This window comes from Rhizobium glycinendophyticum (assembly GCF_006443685.1).
Taxonomy (GTDB): Bacteria; Pseudomonadota; Alphaproteobacteria; order Rhizobiales; family Rhizobiaceae; genus Allorhizobium; species Allorhizobium glycinendophyticum.
The window spans coordinates 207,302-228,443 of the sequence record NZ_VFYP01000003.1 but is presented as its reverse complement, the minus strand read 5'-3'; the positions used below and the strand labels follow the sequence as shown (position 1 = coordinate 228,443).

Here is a 21,142-nt window from a genome sequence, read left to right as displayed (position 1 = left end):
CGAGATCCCTGTTGGCATCCCTCCTGTGCTTATCCCATGGCTGCGCGGCCTCTGGCAAGATTTCCTATTCGGGATTTAAAGCGATTACAATTTCTGCTCGTTGATAGCGTTTCTGGGCTGCTGTCTGCCGCGCCTTTTCCACTACGAACCCAGCGCAACTCCGAAAAATCTTCTTATTATCATTGGCTTGCAATCTCCGAACGCGGAAACATGGAACATGATTTGACTCGGTTTTCGTTTTTTGCCAGTCTTCCGGAACCAAAGCGTTTTCAATTTTATTGTGGAGGCCGTAAACGTCTTTGGTTTCTCGGGAGGAGATATCGATGAAGACATTGTTGAGCGCCGCACTCATTGCGGCAACCGCGCTGTGCGGGTCCGTCCAGGCGGCCGAAATTTCGATCGCTGCCAATTCCACCGGCAAGAATCTCGACTTCCTGCGCAAGCTGTTCACCGAGTTCGAGGAAAAGAGCGGTCACAAGATCTCGCTCGTCACCATGCCGCCCTCCAGTTCGGAGCAGTTCGCCCAGTACCGGCTGTGGCTTGCCGCAGGCAACAAGGATGTCGACGTCTACCAGACGGACGTCGTCTGGGCGCCTCAACTTGCTGATCAGTTCATTGATCTGAAGCCGGCGGCGGGAGATGCGATCAACGACTTTTTCCCCTCGATCATCGAGTCCCAGACGGCCGATGGCCGCCTTGTCGCCATGCCGATGTATACCGACGCACCGGCACTGTTCTACCGCAAGGATCTTCTGGAGAAATACGGCAGAGAGGTGCCGAAGACCTGGGCCGACATGGCGGCGGTCGCCAAGGAGATTCAGGACAAGGAGCGCGAGGCGGGGCAGAAGGACCTCTGGGGTTATGTCTTCCAGGCGAATGCGTATGAAGGTTTGACCTGCAATGCGCTGGAATGGATCAAGTCTTCGGGCGGCGGGCAGATCGTCGAGACCGATGGCACGATCTCGGTGAATAACGAGAAAGCCGCTGCCGCTCTCGAGCAGGCCAAATCCTGGATCGGCACGATCTCCCCGCCCGGCGTGCTGGCCTATCAGGAAGAGGAATCTCGTGGCGTCTGGCAGACCGGCAATGCCGTCTTCATGCGCAACTGGCCTTATGCCTTTGCGCTCGGCAATGGCGACGACAGCGCGGTCAAGGGCAAGTTCGACGTAACGACGCTCCCGGTTGCAGCAGCCGGCGACAAGCCGTCCTCAACGCTTGGTGGCTGGAATCTGGCGGTGTCGAAATATTCCGAAGAACAGGAAGCCTCGATTGAACTCGTCAAGTTCCTGACCTCTGCCGAGGTGCAGAAGCGTCGTGCCATCGAATTGTCGAACCTGCCGACCCGCTCGGCGCTTTATGACGATCCCGATGTAGCGGCTGCCCAGCCCTTCATGCCGCAGTGGAAGCCGATCTTCCAGGATGCCGTGCCGCGTCCGTCAGCGACGACCAAGGTGAAGTACAACGAGGTGTCGTCGCGCTTCTGGAGTGCGGTCCACAACACGCTGTCTGGGTCGGGAACCGCAGCGGAAAATCTCGAACTCCTTGAGGTCGAGCTCAACGAACTCATGGGCAATGGCTGGTGATTTCGGTGCCGGGCGGCCTTCACGTTGCCCGGCGTTCACCGCTTTCAGGGAGGACTGCCCATGACCGACATGCCCGTTGAGAGAGCCGTGCAGCCAAGGGCGGGGAGAGCCGCCGCTGGCTCGGATCTCAGCGCACAGCGCACCCGATCCGCCTGGATCTTCCTCGCCCCGACCTTGATCGTGCTTGCCATGGTGGCCGGTTGGCCGCTGGTCAGGACCATCTATTTCAGTTTCACAAACGCCACCCTCAATAACCTCTCCGGTGCCGAGTTCATCGGGTTCAATAACTACCTGACCTGGATCACCTTGCAGAGCGGCCGCACCGTCTGGCGCGGGTTGCTGGTCGATCCGGCCTGGTGGGGTGCGGTGGCGAATACCTTGCGTTTTACCCTGCTTTCCGTTTCGATCGAGACGGTGCTTGGCCTCGTCGTCGCCTTGGTCCTGAACGCCAAGTTTCCCGGGCGCGGCCTGGTCCGTGCCGCCATCCTGATCCCCTGGGCGATACCGACGATCGTGTCTGCCAAGATGTGGGCCTGGATGCTCAACGACCAGTTCGGCATCTTGAACGACATCTTCCTCAATCTGGGCCTGATCAGCCAGAAGATCGCCTGGACGGCCAATCCGGAGACGGCGATGGTCGCGGTGCTGATCGTCGACGTCTGGAAGACAACGCCGTTCATGGCTCTGCTCATCCTCGCGGGCCTGCAGATGGTGCCGCAGGACATCTATGAGGCGGCGAAGATCGATGGGGTGCATCCGGTCAAGGTGTTTCTCAGGATCACGCTGCCGCTCATCCGGCCGGCACTGATGGTCGCCATCATCTTCCGCATGCTCGATGCGCTGCGCATCTTCGACCTGATCTATGTGCTGACGCCGAACAATTCACAGACCAAGACGATGTCGGTCATGGCGCGCGAGAACCTGTTCGAATTCGACAAGTTCGCCTATGGGGCGGCCGCGTCGACGATGCTCTTCCTGATCATCGCGTCGATCACGGTGCTCTACATCGTCTTCGGACGCGTCAACCTGTCGGGAGGGGATCGCTGATGCCGACGGTCGTCAAACAATCCGCCTTCTACCTGCTCGTGGCGGTGATCGTGATTATTGCGGTCTTCCCGTTCTACTACGCCATCATCACCAGCCTCAAACCCGGCAGCGCGCTGTTCGACATCAGTTACTGGCCGAAGAGCGTGACGTTCGGCAATTACGAAAGCGTGCTGTCGCGTGGCAGTTTCGTGCGCAGCCTTGGCAATTCCCTCCTGGTGGCCACCGTGGTGGTGGTGCTGTCGCTGTTCCTGGCGGTTACCGCCTCTTACGCGCTTGCCCGTGTGCGGTTTCGCGGGCGGGGGCTGCTGCTGCTCACCATCCTCGCAGTCTCGATGTTCCCGCAGATCGCCGTGCTCGCCGGCCTGTTCGAACTCATTCGCTGGATGGGGATCTTCAACACGCCGATCGCGCTGATCTTTTCCTATATGATCTTCACGCTGCCGTTCACCGTCTGGGTGCTCACCACCTTCATGCGGGACCTACCTGTTGAAATCGAGGAGGCAGCGATCGTCGACGGGGCTTCTTCCTGGGTGATCATCACGCAGGTCTTCATGCCGCTGATGTGGCCGGCTCTGGTGACGACAGGCCTGCTCGCCTTTATCACCGCGTGGAACGAGTTCCTTTTCGCGCTCACTTTCACGTCGTCGAACACGCAGCGCACCGTGCCGGTCGCCATCGCGCTGCTCTCCGGAGACAGCCAGTTCGAAATCCCCTGGGGCAGCATCATGGCCGCCTCGGTCATCGTCACCGTACCGCTGGTCATACTGGTTCTGATCTTCCAGCGGCGCATCATTTCCGGCCTCACCGCCGGCGGCGTCAAGGGATAGGAGGATAACCCCATGGCCCAAATCCAGCTTTCCAACATCCGCAAGTCGTTTGGGGCCCTCGAGGTCATCAAGGGCGTCGACATGGAGATCCGCTCCGGCGAGTTCATGGTCTTTGTCGGCCCGTCGGGTTGCGGCAAGTCCACCCTGCTGCGGCTGATTGCCGGTCTTGAGGACATTTCGGCTGGCACGCTCGCCTTCGATGGCGAGGTGATGAACCAGTTGCCGCCTGCGAAACGCGGAATCGCGATGGTCTTCCAGTCCTATGCGCTCTATCCGCATATGACGGTGTTCAATAACATGGCCTTTGGCATGAAGCTTGCCGGCCATGACAAGGCGGAGCGGGACCGGCGCGTGCGGGAGGCTGCCGAGATGCTTCAGTTGACCCCATATCTGGAGCGGCTTCCACGGCAGCTTTCAGGCGGCCAGCGCCAGCGTGTGGCGATCGGTCGCGCGATCGTTCGCGATCCTCGCGTGTTTCTGTTCGATGAACCGCTGTCCAACCTCGATGCCGCGCTGCGCGTTGCGACCCGTCTCGAAATCGCCAAACTTCACCGCAGCATGCACAACACGACGATGATCTACGTGACTCACGATCAGGTGGAAGCCATGACGCTCGCCGACCGGATCTGCGTGTTGCGCGACGGCGTGGTGGAGCAGGTGGGTACACCGCTCGAACTGTACGAGAGCCCGAATTCGCTTTTCGTCGCCGGTTTCATCGGCTCGCCGAAGATGAATTTCCTCGACGGGCGCTTTTCCGATGAAATGGGTGCCCATACCATCGGCATCCGCGCCGAGCATCTTTCGATTGAACAAGATGGGCGCTGGCGGGGTTCTGTCGTGCATTCCGAAATGCTCGGATCGGACAGCTATGTCTATGTCGACATCGGCACGTCCGAGCCGATCGTGGTGCGGCAGGAAGGCACGGCGACGCTGAAACCCGGCGAGACCGTCGCACTCTCGCCCATCGAGCAAGAACTGCACCGTTTCGACCGCGATGGCCGCGCCATCGGCCGCGGCCTGATGAAAGGCGCCGCCTGAGCGCATGATGAAATACGGTCCTCCATGGCGGAGGGTCGAGACTCAAGGAGAAGTCAGATGACGATCAGAACGGTTGTCTGGGGTGAAAACGTACATGAACGAGAGAATGCTATCGTCCGAGGGATTTATCCCGATGGCATGCATTCGACGATTGCAGCGGCTCTCAACACAGACAACGAGATCGAGGCGACCACCGCAACCCTGCAGGAGCCAGAGCATGGCCTGTCGGTCGAGCGACTGGCTGAGACGGATGTGCTGGTCTGGTGGGGCCACAAGGCGCATGGCGCAGTGGACGACGAAATCGTCGAGCGCGTTGCCAAGCGCGTTTGGGAAGGCATGGGTCTGCTGGTCCTGCATTCCGGCCATTTTTCCAAGCCCTTCAAGCGGCTGATGGGCACGCCTTGCGCGCTGAAATGGCGTGAGGCGGGCGAGCGCGAGCGGATCTGGACGGTCAATCCCGGCCATCCGATCGCGGCCGGCATTCCAGAGAATTTCGTGCTCGAAAACGAAGAAATGTACGGCGAGTTCTTCTCGGTTCCCGAACCGCTGGAAACTGTGTTCATCTCGTGGTTTGCCGGCGGTGAAATCTTCCGCTCGGGTCTGACCTGGAAGCGTGGTGCCGGCAATATCTTCTACTTCCGCCCCGGCCACGAAACCTATCCGACCTATCACGACGCGACCGTACAGCAGGTCATCCGCAACGGCGTGAAATGGGCCTACAACCCGATGCCGCGCTACGGCGCCGTGCATGATGCACCGAACGTCCCGGTCGAAAAGGCGCTCGAGCCGATCACCGAGCGCGGCCCGCGTCTCCACCAGGCCGGCGAGGAAGGCTACAAATGAGCAGTCCTATCCGGCTTCTGGTGCTTGGCACCGGCGGCATGGCCAATACCCATGCCATGAATTTCTCCACCATCACTGACGTTCAGCTCGTGGCAGCCGTCGATGTCGATCTGGCGAAGGTTCGCGCCTTCGCCGCACGGCATGACATTCCCAATACCTTCACCAGCCTGGAAGAGGCAATCGCCTGGGGCGAGTTCGATGCGGTCACCAATGTGACGCCCGATCGCATCCATTATGCCACGACGCTGCAACTGCTTGCCGCCGGCAAACATGTGATGTGCGAAAAGCCGCTGGCCGAGAGCTATGCCAAGGCTGACGAGATGGCGACTGCTGCGGAAGCCTCCGGTCTCGTCAATATGGTCAACCTCACCTATCGCAACGTGGCGCAGGTGCAGAAGGCCCGCCAGATGGTGCTCGCCGGCGAGATCGGAAAGGTCCGCCACATCGAGGCCTCCTATCTCCAAAGTTGGCTGGTGTCCAAGGCCTGGGGTGACTGGGCGACCGAGAGCCAGTGGCTCTGGCGGCTGTCGACCAAACACGGCTCGAACGGCGTGCTCGGCGATGTCGGCATCCACATCCTCGACTTCGTCGGTTATGGCGCAGTCACCGAGATCGATCATGTCTTCGCACGGATGAAGGCTTTCGAGAAGGCGCCGGGCAACAAGATCGGCGAATACGATCTCGATGCAAACGACAGCTTCACCATGACCGCCGAGTTCACCAACGGCGCCATGGGTGTGATCCATGCGAGCCGTTGGGCTACCGGCCACCTGAATGAGCTCAGGCTCCGGGTCCACGGCGACAAGGGCGCGCTGGAGGTCATCCATCGTCTCGACGGTTCGAAGCTGCGTGCCTGTCTGCAGGAGGATGTGGAAAAGGCTGTCTGGCGTGAAATCGAGGTCGATCCGGTGCAGACGAACTATCAGAAGTTCATCGCCGCCATCCAGTCCGGCTACACGCAGGAGCCGAGCTTCCGGCATGCGGCGAACCTGCAGAAGATCCTCGATCTCGCCATGCTCACCGAAGTGGAGCGTCGGGAACTCGTCGTCTGACATATGCAGGTTCGAACGAAAACGCCGCCCGAGGAGGTTCGGGCGGCGTTTCCATTCTGCGCCACCTTGCGGCAGCGCGGGAGCTCTTTCCGTCAGTAGCTGACGGTTACGGCGGACTTGTCTTTGGCCGACTTCACAGCGGCGTCAGCGAGGGCGAGCGCGATCAGGCCGTCTTCGGCAGACGGCGCCATCGGCGTGCCGTTGTCGAGCGCGTCGATGAAAGCGGAGATTTCAGCCGCGTAAGCTGCCGTATAGCGGGTCATGAAGAAGTCGTGCAGCGGCGGACGGGTGTAACCGTCTTTGTTGGCGACTTCGATCGAGACCGGGCGCTGGTTCTCGGCCGAGACCGACCCCAGCGAGCCATGCACTTCGATACGCTGGTCGTAGCCATAAGATGCGCGGCGCGAGTTGGAGATGATCGCCTGGCGGCCACTCTTCGTCGTCAGGATCAAGGACGCGCTGTCGTAATCGCCGAGTTCGCCGATCTTGGGATCGACCAGAACCGAAGCCGAAGCCTGGACCGTTTCGATCTCTTCGCCGAGCAGGAAGCGGGCCATGTCGAAGTCATGGATGGTCATGTCGCGGAAGATGCCGCCGGAGACCTTGATGTATTCGGCCGGCGGTGCGCCCGGGTCGCGGCTGGTGATCGTCACCATCTCGACCTTGCCGATCGAGCCCTTGTCGATTTCCTTGCGCACGGCCTGGAAATGCGGGTCGAAGCGGCGGTTGAAGCCGAGCATGACCTTGCCGCCGACGGCGCGGACAGTCTCCAAGCAGGCCTTGGCGCGTGCGACGTCCAGATCGATCGGCTTTTCGCAGAAGATCGCCTTGCCGGCCTTGGCGAAGCGCTCGATCAGGTCGGCATGGGTGTTGGTCGGCGTGCAGATGATGACGGCGTCGATATCCTTGTCGGCTTCGATCTCCTCGATCGTCTTCACCGCGCAGCCGGTCTGGGCGGCAATGGCGTTGGCGGCGTCGGCAAAGGCGTCGGCAACGGCGACCAGCTTGGCGCGCTTGTCTTCGGCAATAGCTTTTGCGTGAACCTTGCCGATACGGCCGGCGCCCAGAAGGGCCAGTCTCGTGACCATGATCATTCCTCCCTGTGCCCGGTCTAATTCGCAGACGAGGCGATTGTTGTATTGTCAGGCGCTCGCGGGCGCGCCCTGTCTCTGTTCCATTTCGCGCTGGCAAATGCGCTGATTTGGAATATATGTTCTATTTTGCTAGATCGTGACACTGTTCATGTCAAGCGAAGTTCAGGCAAACGGGGGCAGGATGAACGAGAGTGTCGGGCCACAGACGATCAAGGCCTTCGAGGACCGGCTGCTGGAGGTGTCGAGCACGCTGCCGAAGCGCCTGAAGCAGTGTGCCGACTATGTGGCTGCCAACAAGGATCGGATTGCGGTGTCGACCGTGGCGGAGATGGCGGAAGGGGCGGGCGTACAGCCCTCGGCCTTCATGCGCTTTTGCCAGATCATGGGTTTCACCGGCTTTTCCGAGATGCAGAAGCTCTTTCGCGAGAGCTTTGTCGGGGGCTGGCCGGATTATTCCACTCGGCTGCAGCACCTGCGCGAGATGCAGGAGGGTACGCCCTCGGCGCTTCTGGCGGAATTTGTCGAGGCCGGCCGTATGTCGCTGGAGAATCTCGTCAAAACCGTGGATCCGCAGGCGCTTGAGGTGGCTGTCGAGTTGCTCTCCAAGGCGCGGATGATCCATATCATTGGCCTTCGCCGCTCCTTTCCGGTGGCGAGCTACATGGCCTATGCCTTCGAGAAGATGGGCGTGCCGGCCATGCTGCACAGCGTTGTCGGGCGCCTCGACAATCACCATGCGATCCGAGAGGGCGACGCGCTGCTCGCCGTGACATTCTCGCCTTATTCCGCCGAGACGCTGGATCTGGTCGAAGATGTCGCGAGCAGGGGCATTCCGGTGGTTGCCGTCACCGATACGGTCGTCAGTCCGCTCCGGCGAATGAATGCTACTTTGCTGTCGGTCTCGGAAGTGGATTTCGGTGCCTTCAGGTCGCTCTCCGCGACGCTTTGTCTCGCCATTACACTGTCTGTTGCTGTGGGAACGGCGCGGCAGGAAGATTGAACGTCCGTATTGAAATTCTGAGAAATAGAATTTATAGTCCATTTTGAAGAGTGGCCGTTCCATTCCATGGAATGGCCGGTGGAGAGCGGGGCAGCTAGATCCCGCAGCAGGGAGGACAATTTGGCTTCGCTCGATCTGATCACGATCGGCCGCTCGTCCGTGGACCTTTACGGGGCCCAGGTCGGTGGTCGGCTGGAGGATATGGCCTCCTTCAACAAATATATCGGTGGTTCGCCGACCAATATTGCAGCCGGCACCGCGCGTCTTGGGCTGAAGTCGGCGCTGATCACCCGCGTTGGCGATGAGCATATGGGGCGCTTCATCCGCGAGCAGCTGGTGCGCGAGGGTGTCGATGTGCGCGGCGTGAAGACGGACAAGGAGCGCCTGACCGCTCTGGTGCTGCTCGGTATCCGGGACGAACACCAGTTTCCGCTGATCTTCTACCGCGAGAACTGCGCCGACATGGCGCTGTCGGAAGACGATATCGATCCGGATTTTGTCGCGGAAGCGCGCTGCGTCTGCGTCACCGGCACACATCTGTCCAATCCCCGTACCGAGCAGGCAGTGCTGAAGGCGCTGGCGATCTCGCGGGAATATGGCGGGCTCACCGCACTCGATATCGATTACCGCCCGAACCTCTGGGGCCTGGCCGGTCATGGCGATGGCGAAAGCCGCTTCGTTGAATCCGAGAAGGTCACGCGCAAGCTGCAGTCGACCCTGCATCTGTTCAACCTGATCGTCGGCACGGAAGAGGAGTTCCATATTGCCGGTGGTTCTACCGATACGATCGAGGCGCTGCGCGCCGTGCGCCAGGTTTCGCCGGCGACGCTCGTTTGCAAGCGCGGGCCGTTGGGCGCCGTCGTGTTCGAGGATGCCATTCCCGACAGTCTCGACGAGGGGCAGACCGGCGAAGGTTTCCCGATCGAGGTCTTCAATGTTCTCGGCGCCGGCGACGGCTTCATGTCCGGCCTGCTCAAGGGCTGGCTGACCGGCGAAGACTGGCCGACCTCGCTGAAGTTTGCCAATGCCTGCGGCGCCTTCGCCGTCTCCCGCCACGGCTGCACGCCGGCCTATCCGAGCTGGGAAGAGCTGCAGTATTTCTTTAAAGTCGGCATCAAGAACAAGGCGTTGCGCAAGGATGCGGCCCTCGAGCAAGTGCACTGGTCGACCAACCGCAAGGGTGACTGGTCGACCATGCGGGTCTTTGCCTTCGACCACCGCATGCAGCTCGAAGCAATGGCCAAAGAGGCCGGCGTTTCGGAGCATCGGATCGGTGCGTTCAAGAACCTCTGCCTGGATGCCGCCCTCAAAGTGTCCGATGGCAAGGCCGGTTACGGCCTGCTCTGCGACAGCCGGTTGGGTCGCGATGCGCTTTACCGCGCCGCCGGCACGGGTCTCTGGATCGGCCGTCCCGTCGAATGGCCGGGTTCGCGCCCGCTGACGCTGGAACCGGAGATCGGCCCCGATTTCGGCGGTCTTGTCGAATGGCCCATCGATCATGTCGTCAAGGTGCTCACCTTCTATCATCCTGACGATACCGCAGAGATGAAGGCCGAGCAGGAGCAGACGGTGCTCAGGCTCTTCCATGCGGCGCGCCGCAATCGCTTGGAGTTCCTGCTGGAGGTCATCCCCTCCAAGGTCGACGCCTGTGACGAGGAGACCACCGCCAAGATCATCGAGCGTTTCTACGAAATCGGCGTCTATCCCGACTGGTGGAAGCTGGAGCCGATGAAGACGACGGCGTCCTGGGCCAATGCCTGCAACGCGATCGAGCGCAATGATCCCTATACGCGCGGCATCGTGGTGCTCGGTCTCGATGCGCCGCAGGCGGAGCTCGAGGCAAGTTTCCAGCTTGCCGCCGGCTTTGATCTGGTCAAGGGTTTCGCCGTCGGCCGCACCATCTTCGGCGATGCCGCGCGCAAGTGGCTTGCCGGTTCGCTGAGCGATGCCGCTGCCGTGGAGGATATGGCCGCGCGTTACCAGAGCCTCTGTGCGATCTGGGACGCTGCGCGGCAGAAGGCGGTTTCCGCCAAGGGAGGAAAAGCATGAAGACGATCCGGCTGACCGCCGCCCAGGCGATGGTGCGTTACCTCGCCAACCAGCTTAACGAGGATGGTGTTCCCTATATCGCAGGCGTTTGGGCGATCTTCGGTCACGGCAATGTGGCCGGCATCGGCGAAGCGCTCTACGGCATCCGCGAGGAGTTGCCGACCTATCGCGGCCAGAACGAGCAGTCGATGGCGCATGCGGCGATCGCCTATGCCAAGCAGCTCGGCCGTCGCCGCGCCATGGCGGTGACCTCCTCCATCGGCCCCGGCGCGCTCAACATGGTGACGGCGGCGGCACTCGCCCATGTCAACCGCCTGCCGGTGCTCTTCATCCCCGGCGATGTCTTTGCAAATCGTGGCCCCGATCCGGTTCTGCAGCAGATCGAGGACTTCGGCGACGGAACGATGTCGGCCAACGACTGCTTCCGTCCTGTCTCGCGCTATTTCGACCGCATCATGCGACCGGAACAGCTGCTGACTGCCCTGCCACGCGCCATGCGCACGCTGACCGATCCCGCCGATTGCGGCCCGGTCACGCTTGCCTTCTGCCAGGACGTGCAAGCCGAGGCCTATGATTATCCGGAGAGCTTCTTTGCCAAGAAAACCTGGCGCTTCCGTCGTCCGGAGCCTGACGTCTTTGAATTCGAAGCAGCGGTTGCGGCGCTGAAGGCGGCGAAGAACCCTGTCATCGTCGCCGGTGGCGGCGTGCATTTTTCGGGTGCTACCGACACCCTCAAGGCGTTCGTCGAGAAGCACCAGATCCCCGTCGTCGAGACGCAGGCCGGCAAGTCGGCACTGGCCTGGGACCATGGCCTGAATTTCGGCCCTGTCGGTGTCACCGGTGCCGAAAGCGCCAATGTTGTCTCGGAAAAGGCCGACCTCGTCATCGGCGTCGGCACGCGTTTCCAGGATTTCACCACGGGGTCCTGGGCGCTGTTCAAGAACCCCAATCGGAAGATCCTGGCGCTGAACGTGCAGCCTTACGACAGCGCCAAGCATGATGCGATCCCGTTGGTGGCGGATGCCAAGATCGGGCTTAAAAGGCTCTCGGCAGCCCTTGGCGATCACACGTTCGCCGCACCGGATGCCGGTCTCAAGGCCTCCTGGTTTGCCAAGGCGGATGCCGTAACGGCTGCGCCCGTCGACAGCAATGCCCTGCCGACCGACATGCAGGTGATCGGCGCCGTGCAGCGCGCCTCGCGCGACAATACGGTCGTCATGTGCGCGGCCGGCACCATGCCGGGGGAACTGCATCAGCTGTGGAAGTCGAAGCTGCCGCTCTCCTATCACATGGAATACGGCTTCTCCTGCATGGGCTACGAGATCGCCGGCGGTCTCGGCATCAAGATGGCGGAACCGGACCGCGACGTCATCGTCATGGTCGGCGACGGCTCCTACATGATGATGAATTCCGAGCTGGCAACGGCTGTCGGCATGGGCGTCAAGATCACCGTCGTGATCACCGATAACCGCGGTTACGGCTGTATCAACCGGCTGCAGATGGGCACCGGGGGCGCGCAGTTCAACAACCTCTATGCTCATTCGAATGTCAGCCCCATCGCCATCGATTTTGCCGCCCATGCGGCATCGATGGGGGCGCGGTCGCACAAGGTGTCGTCGATTGCGGAGCTGGAAACAGCCCTCGATGCCGCCCGCGCGGCGACCGAGACGACGGTGATCGTCATCGACACCGATCCTTATCCGACCACCGGAGCCGGCGGCTACTGGTGGGATGTCGCGGTGCCGGAAGTTTCCGCCCGCGCCGAAGTCAATCAAGCCCGCACTGCCTATGAAGCGGCTCTGAAGGAAAGAACCTGATCATGATCCTTTTCGGAACCAACCCGATCGCCTGGTCGAACGATGATGACCGCCGTCTCGGTGCCCATATCAGCCTCGAACAGTGCCTGGACGAAACCGCCAAGATCGGTTTCGACGGCATCGAAAAGGGCCACAAGCTGCCGACCGATCCGGCTGGATTGAAGTCGGTGCTCGAGCCGCGCGGCCTGAAATTCGTCTCCGGCTGGCATTCGCTGAACCTGCTCACCAACACGATCGAGGAAGAAAAGGCTGCCATGCAGCCCTTCCTCGATGTGCTGAAGGCCATGGGCTGCAAGGTCATCATCGTCTGTGAAACCTCGAACGCCATTCATGGCGCCGATGATGTGGCGCTTGCCGACCGCCCGGTTCTGTCCGATGCCGAATGGGCAAAGTTCGGTGCCGGCGTCGAGGCGCTGGCCGAATTCTCGGCTTCCCAAGGCATCTCGCTGGTCTATCACCACCACATGGGGACGGTCGTCGAGACCGAAGCCGAGATCGACAAACTCATGGAGCACACCGGTCCGCATGCCAAGCTGCTGCTCGACACCGGCCATTGCTATTTCGGCGGCGGTAATCCGGAAGCGGTTGCGAAAAAATACATGCACCGCGTCGGTCATATCCACGCGAAGAATGTTCGTCCCGTCATCGCCGATCAGGTGCGGAGCGAGAAGCTCTCCTTCCTCGAAGGTGTGCGTCGCGGCGTGTTCACCGTTCCCGGCGATAGCGAAGGCGGCGTGAACTTCCCGCCGGTGCTGAAGATCGCGGCCGAGCATGGTTATGAAGGCTGGATCGTCATCGAGGCCGAGCAGGACCCGGATGTGCGCAATCCCTTCGAGTATCAGAGCCTCGGCCTGAAGTCGCTCAAGGGCTTTGCCAAGGAAGCCGGCCTGATCTGATATGCAAGCCGGGGCGGGGACTTATCTAAGCCCCGTGTTTTGACAGCACATGGATTTGGGCTCTATTGCAGGCGACCCATTCACAAGACTGCCGGGAGCAAAGCCTTGAAGTTCCAGATCCTCGATCCGACCCATCCCTTCTTCAAGCCGCTGTGGATCCGTATTCTCTGCACGGTGCTGCCGCTGGCCTGGGCCGGGGTGGAGTATTCGAACGGTGCGACCGGCTGGGCGATGATCTTTGCTGTCACCGGTCTCTACGCCGGTTACGAACTGCTGTTCATGTATGAAAACACAATGAAAAAGGCCGAAGCGAAGGCAGAGGCCGAACGGGCGCGGATTGCCGCCGAAGCCGAACGGGCTGACGCGGACTAGAGCAATTCCAGCAAAAGTGCGAAGCGGTTTTGCGTCCGGAATTGCGTGAAAACCAAGAGATAGAGCATTGAAGACGGCTCCGTTTTCGCCGGAAATGCTCTAGACGCCGAATATTTGGGAGACGAGACATGGCCGATCTGTTGCGCAAGCCTACGGGCACATCCGGCAAGGTGCATGACATCACGCCTGCCAGCGCCGGCTGGGGTTATGTCGGCTTCGGGCTCTACCGCCTGAAGACAGGTGAAAGCGCTGCCGAGCAGACCGGCGAGACGGAAGTCATCCTGGTTCTCGTCGAGGGCAAGGCGAAGATCAGCGGTTCCGGCAAGGATTTTGGCGAACTCGGTCAGCGCATGTCGGTCTTCGAGAAGACACCGCCGCATTGCGTCTATGTGCCGGCGGGTGCCGACTGGTCTGCCGTCGCGACGACCGACTGCGTGCTTGCGGTCTGCACGGCGCCCGCCATGCCCGGTCGCGAGGCACAGCAGATCGGGCCTGAGGGGATTTCGTTCGTCGAGCGCGGCAAGGGTGCCAATACAAGGCATATCTATCCGATCGCCATGGAAGACCGGGATGTCGCCGACAGCCTGCTGGTGACGGAAGTCTTCACGCCCTCGGGCAATTGGTCGTCCTATCCGCCGCATCGGCATGACGAGGACAATTTCCCCGAGATGACCTATCTCGAGGAGACCTATTATCACCGCCTCAATCCGGCCCAGGGCTTCGGCTTCCAGCGCGTGTTTACCGAAGACGGCTCGCTGGACGAAACCATGGCGGTGTCGGATGGTGACGTGGTTCTGGTGCCGAAGGGGCACCATCCTTGCGGCGTGCCGCATGGCTACGAGATGTATTATCTTAACGTCATGGCCGGTCCCTTGCGCAAATGGCGCTTCCAGAACCATCCGGATCACGACTGGATCTACCAGCGCGACAGCAAGTAAGCCCCTGGAAAACGCTTTCGTCTTCACGAAAGCGTTTTCTGGAACAATTCCAAATCCGCTTGCTGATCCTCTCCGTAGTGGCTGCACAAACGCGCCAACGATGGAGACGCTCCGATGCCGAAGTTCAGCCTTGCCCTTGTCGGGCTCGCCCTGAGCCTGCTGCCGTCCGCCGGACAGGCAGCAGACAAGTTTACCTTTGAAGACTATTTCGCCGGCCGCACCGAGGCGGTCGGTTCGTTCAGTGCCATCAATGGCGTGAAGCGGACCTTCACCGTCGATCTGACCGGAAAATGGGACGGCAAGACGCTGACGCTGCGCGAAGACTTCGTTTTCGACGACGGCACCAAGGACCGCAAGACCTGGCGGTTCACCAAGACCAGCCCGACCACCTATAGCGGCACCCGCGAGGACGTGATCGGCGAGACGACCGTGCGGCTCAATGGTGCCGTCGCGCGCTTCAACTACCTCGTCTATCTCAGCCCCGAGACCCAGGGCAACAAGGTGCGTTTCTGGGACAAGATGGTGCTGCGCCAGGACGGTACGGTGTTGAACACGGCGCTCGTCACCAAGTTCGGCATCCCGGTCGCCAAGACCACCGTCGAGTTCCGCAAGCCGGGTTATTCGCACAAGACGGCGAGCCGCTAGGCCTCAACCCTGTGACCGCTGAAGCCAGCGCTCTATGCCGTTGGCGGCGGCAATGCCGGTCGCAAAGCAGGCGGTCAGCAAATATCCGCCTGTTGGAGCTTCCCAGTCGAGCATTTCGCCGGCCACGAAGGTGCCGGGGTGTCCTTTCAGCATGAAGCCATCGTCGATCCCGTCGAGGGCGATCCCGCCTGCGGTGGAGATCGCCTCGGCGATCGGGCGCGGGCGTTTGACGTCAAGCGGCAGAGCCTTGATGAGGCTCGCGAGGCTAGCCGCGTCACGCTGGGTGGCCGAGGGATCGACTTCCCGCAGCAGGGCGATCTTTACGCCGTCGAGATTGGCGGCCTTCTTCAACCGTGTCGAAAAGCTCGCCTTGCGATCTGGTCGGGCAAGGTCGGCGGCAAGCCTTTCGATGGTTCGTCCCGGTGCCAGATCGAGGATCAGCGCGGCCTGGCCGTCCCGGTCAAGCGCGTCTCGGAGCGCTGCCGAATGGGCATAGATCAGGCTGCCTTCGATGCCGCCCCGGCTGATGACGAATTCGCCCTGGGTGGTGCCGGCTGCCGAGGTGGCCTTGACCGACTTGATCGGCTGGCCAGGGAAACGCGTGTCGAAGCCTTCGGAAAAATCGCAGTCGAAGCCGCAATTGGCCGGGCGGAGCGGTGTGATAACGATGCCTTCGGCTTCCAGCAGCGGCTCCCAGGCGGCATCCGAGCCGAGCTTCGGCCAGCTGGCGCCGCCGAGCGCGAGCAATGTGGCGTCGGCAGTGATGTGCTTCTGACCCTCCGGAGTTTCGAAAAGCAGGGCATCACCGTCGAAACCAGTCCACCGATGGCGGGTGAGGATGGTCACGCCCATGCCTTCCAGCCGCTTCAGCCAGGAGCGCAACAGCGGCGAGGCTTTCATCACCTTTGGGAAGACACGGCCGGAAGAGCCGACAAAGGTTTCCGTGCCGAGGCCCGCTGCCCAGTCGCGGATGGCCTCCGGCGTCATCAGGTCGAGCACCGGGCGCAGCCGATCGTTCGCCCCGCCATAGCGGGTGACGAAACGGGCATAGTCCTCGGCATGGGTGATGTTGAGGCCAGACTTGCCGGCGAGAAGAAACTTGCGTCCGACCGTCGGCATGGCGTCGTAGACGGTCACGCAGTGGCCCTTGCCGGCGAGATGTTCCGCCGCCATCAGCCCCGCCGGGCCGCCGCCGATGATCGCCACGCTTTTCGTCATGTCCGGTCAGTCCAGGGTGAAGGTCGAGAGGCGGGCGACCAGACCTTCGATTGTTGCGCTATCGGCATTGGCAAAGGCAAAGCGCAGGTAGTCCTGGCAGTCGTCACCGAAATAGGCGCCGGGGATACATAGCACGCCCGCCTTCTTTGCCAGCCTTTCCGCGACAAAAGCGGAGTCCTGGCCCGCAAAGGGATGGCGGATGAAGGCGAAATAGGCGCCAAGAGACTCCATCTTCCAGGCGGGAAGTTTTGCCATCACGTCTTTAAGCGTCTCAACGCGCTTTAGGATCTCGATGCGGTTGTCCTCGCGCCAGGCCTTGAGTGCTGGGATCGCCTTGGCGACGGCCGCCTGGGGTGCGCGAGGCGCGCAGATCTGCAGATTGTCCATGACTTTGGCGATTTCGGAGACGGCGCGCGGACCGGCGGTGATTGCGCCGAGGCGATGACCGGGGATGCAGAAGGATTTGGAGAAGGAGTAGAGCAGGATGAGGTTCTCGTCCCAGCCCGGAATCGAGAGCAGGTCATGTGGACGATCGCCGCCGGGCAAAAAGTCGCGATAGGTCTCGTCCAGGATCAGGAAGGCACCCGCCTTGCGGCATGCCTCGAACGCCTGGCGCAGCAGGTCCGCCGGATAGATGGCGCCCGTCGGGTTGTTGGGGGAGACCAGCGCCACGGCCTTCACGCCCTTGGCCAGAGCCGCCTGGATGCCCTCCATCGTGGGGACAAAGCCGGTTGCGGGATCGAGCGGGATCAGTTCGCGGCGGATGCCCATCATCGCCAGCGTGGTTTCCTGGTTAAAGTAGAAGGGAGCGGTCAGTGCCACCGCGTCGCCGCTCGCCGCGATTGCCTGCACCGTTGCCATGAAGGCCTGGTTACAGCCGGCGGTAATATGAATGTTCTCAGCCTTGACCGCGGCGCCGTATACGGCAGCCACCTCTGCGGCATAGGCCGCGCGCAAGGGTGCCTCGCCCTCGATTAGGCCGTAGCCGGCATTGGCTCGGGCGGATGCGGCCTCGGCCAGCCAGCCGAAGAGATCGGGATGCGGTGGATAGCCGGGGACGGCCTGGCTCAGATCGATCATCGGGCCATTGGCACCGTCATACGCGCGTGCCCAGGCGAAGACGGATGGCACCGGCGGGGCCGAGAGGTCTGCAACGAGCGGGTTGAAAGGGGCGGCGGGCATGGCAGTTTTCCTCGGTGTTATCAGCTCTCTTCCCAGAGCATGGCATTGGTGTTGCGCTTGCGGGCGGATGGCAGGCCACGACCCGTCGAACGGCTCGCCGGACGGGGCTGGGCGGCCCGTTCCGTCTCAATCATGTCGAAGATCCAGTCGATGAAGACCTTGGCAATGGGAGCGGCGCGCACGTCGTTGCGGGCGGCAACGTAGAACGCATCCGGTGCGGGCACGGCGAGGTCGAAAGGGATCACCAGTTCGCCGGCGGCAATCAGGCTGGAGGCTGTAATGCTGTCACCGAGCGCCACGCCCTGGCCATGGCGGGCGGCTTCGGTCGAAAGGCGTGCATCTCCCATGAAGTGTTCGCGGGCTTTCGGCATGTCCAGCTGGTCGGCAGCGGCGAGCCAGCTTCGCCATTCCCGGCCGTCATCACCATGCAATAACACGTGGTCGCGCAGATCCCGGACAGAGCGCAGCGGACGCGTGTTGAGCAGGGTCGGGCTGACGACGGGAAAGAGATCGAACGTGCTCCAGAGCCGTGTCCAGCAGTCCTTCCAACCGCCCGGGCCATAGAGGATCGCGATGTCGATGTCGGGGGAATAGATCAGGCTGGAATCGTTGCTGGAGGTGAGCGTCAGGCTGATTTCGGGATAACGATCGACGAAGGAGCCGAGGCGGGGTACGAGCCAGAGCGAGAGTAGCGCCGGTACGCAGGAAATGCGCAGGCTGCCGCTGGTCGAGGGGCGGTTCATCAACGCGGTTGCCGCCGCAATGCCGTCAAAGGCCTGGGTGACGGCGGGCAGCAGAAGGGCGCCCTGCGGCGTCAGTTTTAGCCGCTTGCCACCGCGCTCGAAAAGCACCGTTCTCAGTGTCTCTTCAAGGGTCTTGATCTGATGCGAGATGGCGCCGTGGGTCACGCTCAATTCCCGCGCGGCAGCCGAGATCGAGCCACGACGTGCCGCCGCCTCGAAGGCGCGCAGGGGGTTGAGCGGTGGCAGGCGGCTCGCCATAGCGGGTTTGGGCTCCGTGAATTTTTCTCACATCGATTGCTATAACATCGTGAATTGATTTTCCAAGTGCGTTGCAGGTTAATGCCCACAATAATGGCAGGCGCGCAGGGTGCCGCAAAAATGGACGATCATTATGTGGTCGTTCACCAACAGGGAACGAGACATGCCTTTCGATGAGAAGCGCCTTCAGGCGCTGCGCGAGAAATACGGGAACGACAAGGCCGGCGAGATCTTCGATCCGAAGTTCGCCAAGGTCGGCGAAAAGATTTTCTCGAACGGCACTCGCGCCGCGCCCTATGCCGGTGTGCCGACTTTTGTCTCGGCTCCCTATCGACAGGTAGACCAACGCAATCCTGATGTCAGCGATCTCGATGTTGCAATCGTCGGTGTGCCGATGGATCTCGGCGTCACGAACCGCCCTGGCTCGCGCTTCGGGCCTCGCGCCCTGCGCGCCATCGATCGCATCGGGCCCTACAATCATGTGCTCGAATGCGCGCCGGTCTTCGATCTCAAGGTGGCCGATATCGGCGACGTTCCGTTCTCTAGTCGCTATCGCCTGGAGATGAGCCATGAGGACATTGAGGCCTATCACACCAAGCTGGTCGCCCAAGGCGTGCTGCCGCTGTCCGTGGGGGGGGACCATTCGATCACCCATCCGATCATGAAGGCGATCGCGAAGAAGCATGGCCCTGTCGGCATGATCCACATCGACGCCCATTGCGATACCGGCGGCGCCTTCGACCAGACGAAATTCCATCATGGAGGACCCTTCCGCAATGCCGTGCTCGACGGCGTGCTCGATCCGACGCGCACGATCCAGATCGGTATTCGCGGGCCGGCCGAATATCTGTGGGAGTTCTCATACGAGTCTGGCATGACCGTCATTCATGCCGAAGAGATCAATGGTCTCGGCATCCCGGCGATCATCGAAAAGGCCAAGGCCGTGATCGGCGACGGCCCGACTTATCTCTCCTTCGACATCGACAGCCTCGATCCGAGCGTGGCGCCGGGTACCGGGACGCCTGAAGTCGGTGGTCTCACCTCACGTGAGGCCTTGGAATTGATCCGTGGCTTCAAGGGAGTCAATCTTATCGGCGGCGACGTCGTCGAAGTCGCGCCGCAATACGATGCGAACCACAATACGGCGCATGTCGGCGCACAAATCCTCTTCGAAATCCTCAGCTTGATGGTCTACAGTCCGGCCATCAAGGCCCGCTGAGGGCGCTTATCCCGGAGGGCTTTGCCGTCCGGTCACACGATAAAGACGAACGGGCGAGAACGCCTCAACCACAACAAGGGAACAGGACCATGAAAGACATTCTCTCCACTTCCGTCAGCCGCCGCGGCGTGCTTGCCGGCTCGGCCGCCATTGCTGGCGCGCTTGCCATGCCGTCGATCCTGCGCGCCCAGGACAAGTCGATCAAGATCGGCGTCTATGGCGGCTACTTCAAGGACAGCTTCGACAAGAACATCTTCCCGGAATTCACCAAGGCAACCGGCATTGCGGTTGAATCCATTGCCGAACCGACCGGTGAAGCCTGGCTCGTGCAGCTGGAACAGGCCGCCAAAGCGGGACAGGCTCCTGCCGACCTTTCGATGATGTCGCAGGTCGCCATGCTGAAGGGTCAGGCGACCGAGCTCTGGGCGCCGATCGACATGGCGAAGATCAAGAACGCCTCGGGTCTGATCGACCGTTTCGTCAACAAGTATCCGGATGGCCGCGTCGCTGGCGTTGGTGCCGTTGCCTGGTACATCACGCTGGTCACCAATACCGATGTCTACAAGGAGGCGCCGACCTCGTGGGAAGCGCTGTGGGATCCGGCAAACGCCGACAAGCTCGGCCTGCTCGCCCTCGTCTCCAACTCCTTCCTGCTTGAGGTCACGGCGAAGACCTATTTCGGCGGCACCAATGCACTTGATACGGAAGAGGGTATTCTCAAGGCTTTCGACAAGCTTGCCGAAGTGAAGCCGAACGTGCGCCTCTGGTATCGTGACGAAGCCCAGTTCGAACAGTCGCTGAAGTCGGGCGAAATCCCGATGGGCCAGTATTACCACGACGTAACGGGTCTCGCCGCAGCCGACGGCCAGCCTGTTCGTTCGACCTTCCCGAAGGAAGGCGGCATCCAGGACTCGGGTTGCTGGGCGCTGTCGCGCGCGTCAACGAAGACCGAGGAAGCACACATCTTCATCGACTACATGTGCCAGCCGTCGATCCAGGCGACCCTGTCGCGCAAGGTCGGCACGGCCCCGACGGTGAAGCGCGAGCTTCTTGACCTGACGGCCGAAGAGTTTGCTGCGGTCTCGTCCGATATCGAGCCGATCACGCCGCGTTATGATCTCTACCAGACGAAGTCCGACTGGCTGAACCAGAAGTGGACCGAGCTGATCGTCGGTTGATTTTGCTCGAGGGGCGGCATTGCCCCTCATCCGCCCTGCCGGGCACCTTCTCCCCGCAAGCGGGGAGAAGTTAGGGTGAGGGGCATTTGCAGTAGGCTTTTGCGGCATCTTAGGGCACGTGATAGTATCGCCGAAGGCATCTC

Annotated in this window: 19 protein-coding genes; 15 read left to right on the top strand and 4 right to left on the bottom strand. The window is 61.5% G+C overall.

Going from position 1 to position 21,142, the window contains the following annotated elements:
* The first annotated feature begins 323 nt into the window (after positions 1–323).
* From FJQ55_RS18210 to FJQ55_RS18185, 6 genes are read left to right on the top strand one after another with little or no spacing between them, the layout of a single operon-like run.
* Entirely contained in the window at positions 324–1,583 is a 1,260-nt protein-coding gene (locus tag FJQ55_RS18210) for an ABC transporter substrate-binding protein (RefSeq protein WP_140830536.1), read from the top strand.
* 60 nt (positions 1,584–1,643) lie between these two features.
* A complete protein-coding gene (locus FJQ55_RS18205) occupies positions 1,644–2,630 on the top strand; it encodes a carbohydrate ABC transporter permease (RefSeq protein WP_140830534.1) in 987 nt (328 codons plus the stop codon).
* The gene (locus FJQ55_RS18200) at positions 2,630–3,457 is read left to right on the top strand and encodes a carbohydrate ABC transporter permease (protein WP_208758225.1); all 828 of its coding nucleotides are present in this window, start codon (positions 2,630–2,632) and stop codon (positions 3,455–3,457) included. Before FJQ55_RS18205 ends, FJQ55_RS18200 begins: the two co-directional genes overlap by 1 nt.
* A 12-nt stretch (positions 3,458–3,469) precedes the next feature.
* Positions 3,470–4,495, top strand: coding sequence for an ABC transporter ATP-binding protein (locus FJQ55_RS18195; RefSeq protein WP_140830530.1), 1,026 nt, complete (start codon positions 3,470–3,472; stop codon positions 4,493–4,495).
* Between the two features lie 57 nt (positions 4,496–4,552).
* Entirely contained in the window at positions 4,553–5,338 is a 786-nt protein-coding gene (locus FJQ55_RS18190) for a ThuA domain-containing protein (protein WP_140830527.1), read from the top strand.
* Positions 5,335–6,390: a Gfo/Idh/MocA family protein gene (locus tag FJQ55_RS18185; RefSeq protein WP_140830525.1), complete on the top strand. Its 1,056-nt coding sequence runs from the start codon at positions 5,335–5,337 to the stop codon at positions 6,388–6,390. The genes FJQ55_RS18190 and FJQ55_RS18185 overlap by 4 nt, the downstream gene beginning before the upstream one ends.
* 92 nt (positions 6,391–6,482) lie before the next feature.
* On the opposite strand, the gene iolG is transcribed toward FJQ55_RS18185, so the two are convergent.
* Entirely contained in the window at positions 6,483–7,478 is a 996-nt protein-coding gene (gene iolG, locus FJQ55_RS18180) for an inositol 2-dehydrogenase (protein WP_140830522.1), read from the bottom strand.
* A gap of 187 nt (positions 7,479–7,665) precedes the next feature.
* On the opposite strand from iolG, the gene FJQ55_RS18175 reads away from it, so the two are divergent.
* From FJQ55_RS18175 to FJQ55_RS18145, 7 genes are all read left to right on the top strand, one after another.
* Positions 7,666–8,484, top strand: a complete 819-nt coding sequence (locus tag FJQ55_RS18175; RefSeq protein ID WP_140830520.1) for a MurR/RpiR family transcriptional regulator — start codon at positions 7,666–7,668, stop codon at positions 8,482–8,484.
* A 120-nt stretch (positions 8,485–8,604) separates the two neighbouring features.
* Complete coding sequence (locus tag FJQ55_RS18170; protein WP_140830517.1) at positions 8,605–10,533, top strand: bifunctional 5-dehydro-2-deoxygluconokinase/5-dehydro-2-deoxyphosphogluconate aldolase; 1,929 nt, start codon at positions 8,605–8,607, stop codon at positions 10,531–10,533.
* Positions 10,530–12,350: a 3D-(3,5/4)-trihydroxycyclohexane-1,2-dione acylhydrolase (decyclizing) gene (gene iolD / locus FJQ55_RS18165; RefSeq protein WP_140830515.1), complete on the top strand. Its 1,821-nt coding sequence runs from the start codon at positions 10,530–10,532 to the stop codon at positions 12,348–12,350. Before FJQ55_RS18170 ends, iolD begins: the two co-directional genes overlap by 4 nt.
* 2 nt (positions 12,351–12,352) lie before the next feature.
* Complete coding sequence (gene iolE / locus FJQ55_RS18160; protein WP_140830513.1) at positions 12,353–13,246, top strand: myo-inosose-2 dehydratase; 894 nt, start codon at positions 12,353–12,355, stop codon at positions 13,244–13,246.
* 105 nt (positions 13,247–13,351) lie between these two features.
* Entirely contained in the window at positions 13,352–13,618 is a 267-nt protein-coding gene (locus FJQ55_RS18155) for a hypothetical protein (RefSeq protein WP_140830510.1), read from the top strand.
* A gap of 128 nt (positions 13,619–13,746) precedes the next feature.
* On the top strand, positions 13,747–14,556 hold the full coding sequence (gene iolB / locus FJQ55_RS18150) for a 5-deoxy-glucuronate isomerase (protein WP_140830508.1): 810 nt from the start codon (positions 13,747–13,749) through the stop codon (positions 14,554–14,556).
* A gap of 114 nt (positions 14,557–14,670) precedes the next feature.
* Positions 14,671–15,201: a DUF3833 family protein gene (locus FJQ55_RS18145; protein ID WP_140830506.1), complete on the top strand. Its 531-nt coding sequence runs from the start codon at positions 14,671–14,673 to the stop codon at positions 15,199–15,201.
* Between the two features lie 3 nt (positions 15,202–15,204).
* Here the strand turns inward: FJQ55_RS18145 and FJQ55_RS18140 are convergent, their stop codons facing one another.
* The 3 genes from FJQ55_RS18140 to FJQ55_RS18130 are packed head-to-tail and all read right to left on the bottom strand — an operon-like array spanning position 15,205 to position 18,602.
* Complete coding sequence (locus FJQ55_RS18140; RefSeq protein ID WP_140830503.1) at positions 15,205–16,419, bottom strand: TIGR03862 family flavoprotein; 1,215 nt, start codon at positions 16,417–16,419, stop codon at positions 15,205–15,207.
* A 6-nt stretch (positions 16,420–16,425) separates the two neighbouring features.
* A complete protein-coding gene (locus FJQ55_RS18135; RefSeq protein WP_140830501.1) occupies positions 16,426–17,601 on the bottom strand; it encodes an aminotransferase in 1,176 nt (391 codons plus the stop codon).
* A gap of 20 nt (positions 17,602–17,621) precedes the next feature.
* Complete coding sequence (locus FJQ55_RS18130; RefSeq protein WP_140830498.1) at positions 17,622–18,602, bottom strand: LysR substrate-binding domain-containing protein; 981 nt, start codon at positions 18,600–18,602, stop codon at positions 17,622–17,624.
* A gap of 163 nt (positions 18,603–18,765) precedes the next feature.
* Here FJQ55_RS18130 and speB point away from each other — a divergent pair, with 163 nt between their 5' ends.
* Both speB and FJQ55_RS18120 read left to right on the top strand, forming a co-directional pair.
* Complete coding sequence (gene speB, locus FJQ55_RS18125) at positions 18,766–19,821, top strand: agmatinase (RefSeq protein WP_140830496.1); 1,056 nt, start codon at positions 18,766–18,768, stop codon at positions 19,819–19,821.
* A 167-nt stretch (positions 19,822–19,988) separates the two neighbouring features.
* Positions 19,989–20,999 carry an ABC transporter substrate-binding protein gene (locus tag FJQ55_RS18120; protein ID WP_246085202.1) on the top strand — a complete coding sequence of 337 codons (1,011 nt, stop codon included), beginning with the start codon at positions 19,989–19,991 and terminating at the stop codon, positions 20,997–20,999.
* The last annotated feature ends 143 nt before the right edge of the window (positions 21,000–21,142 follow it).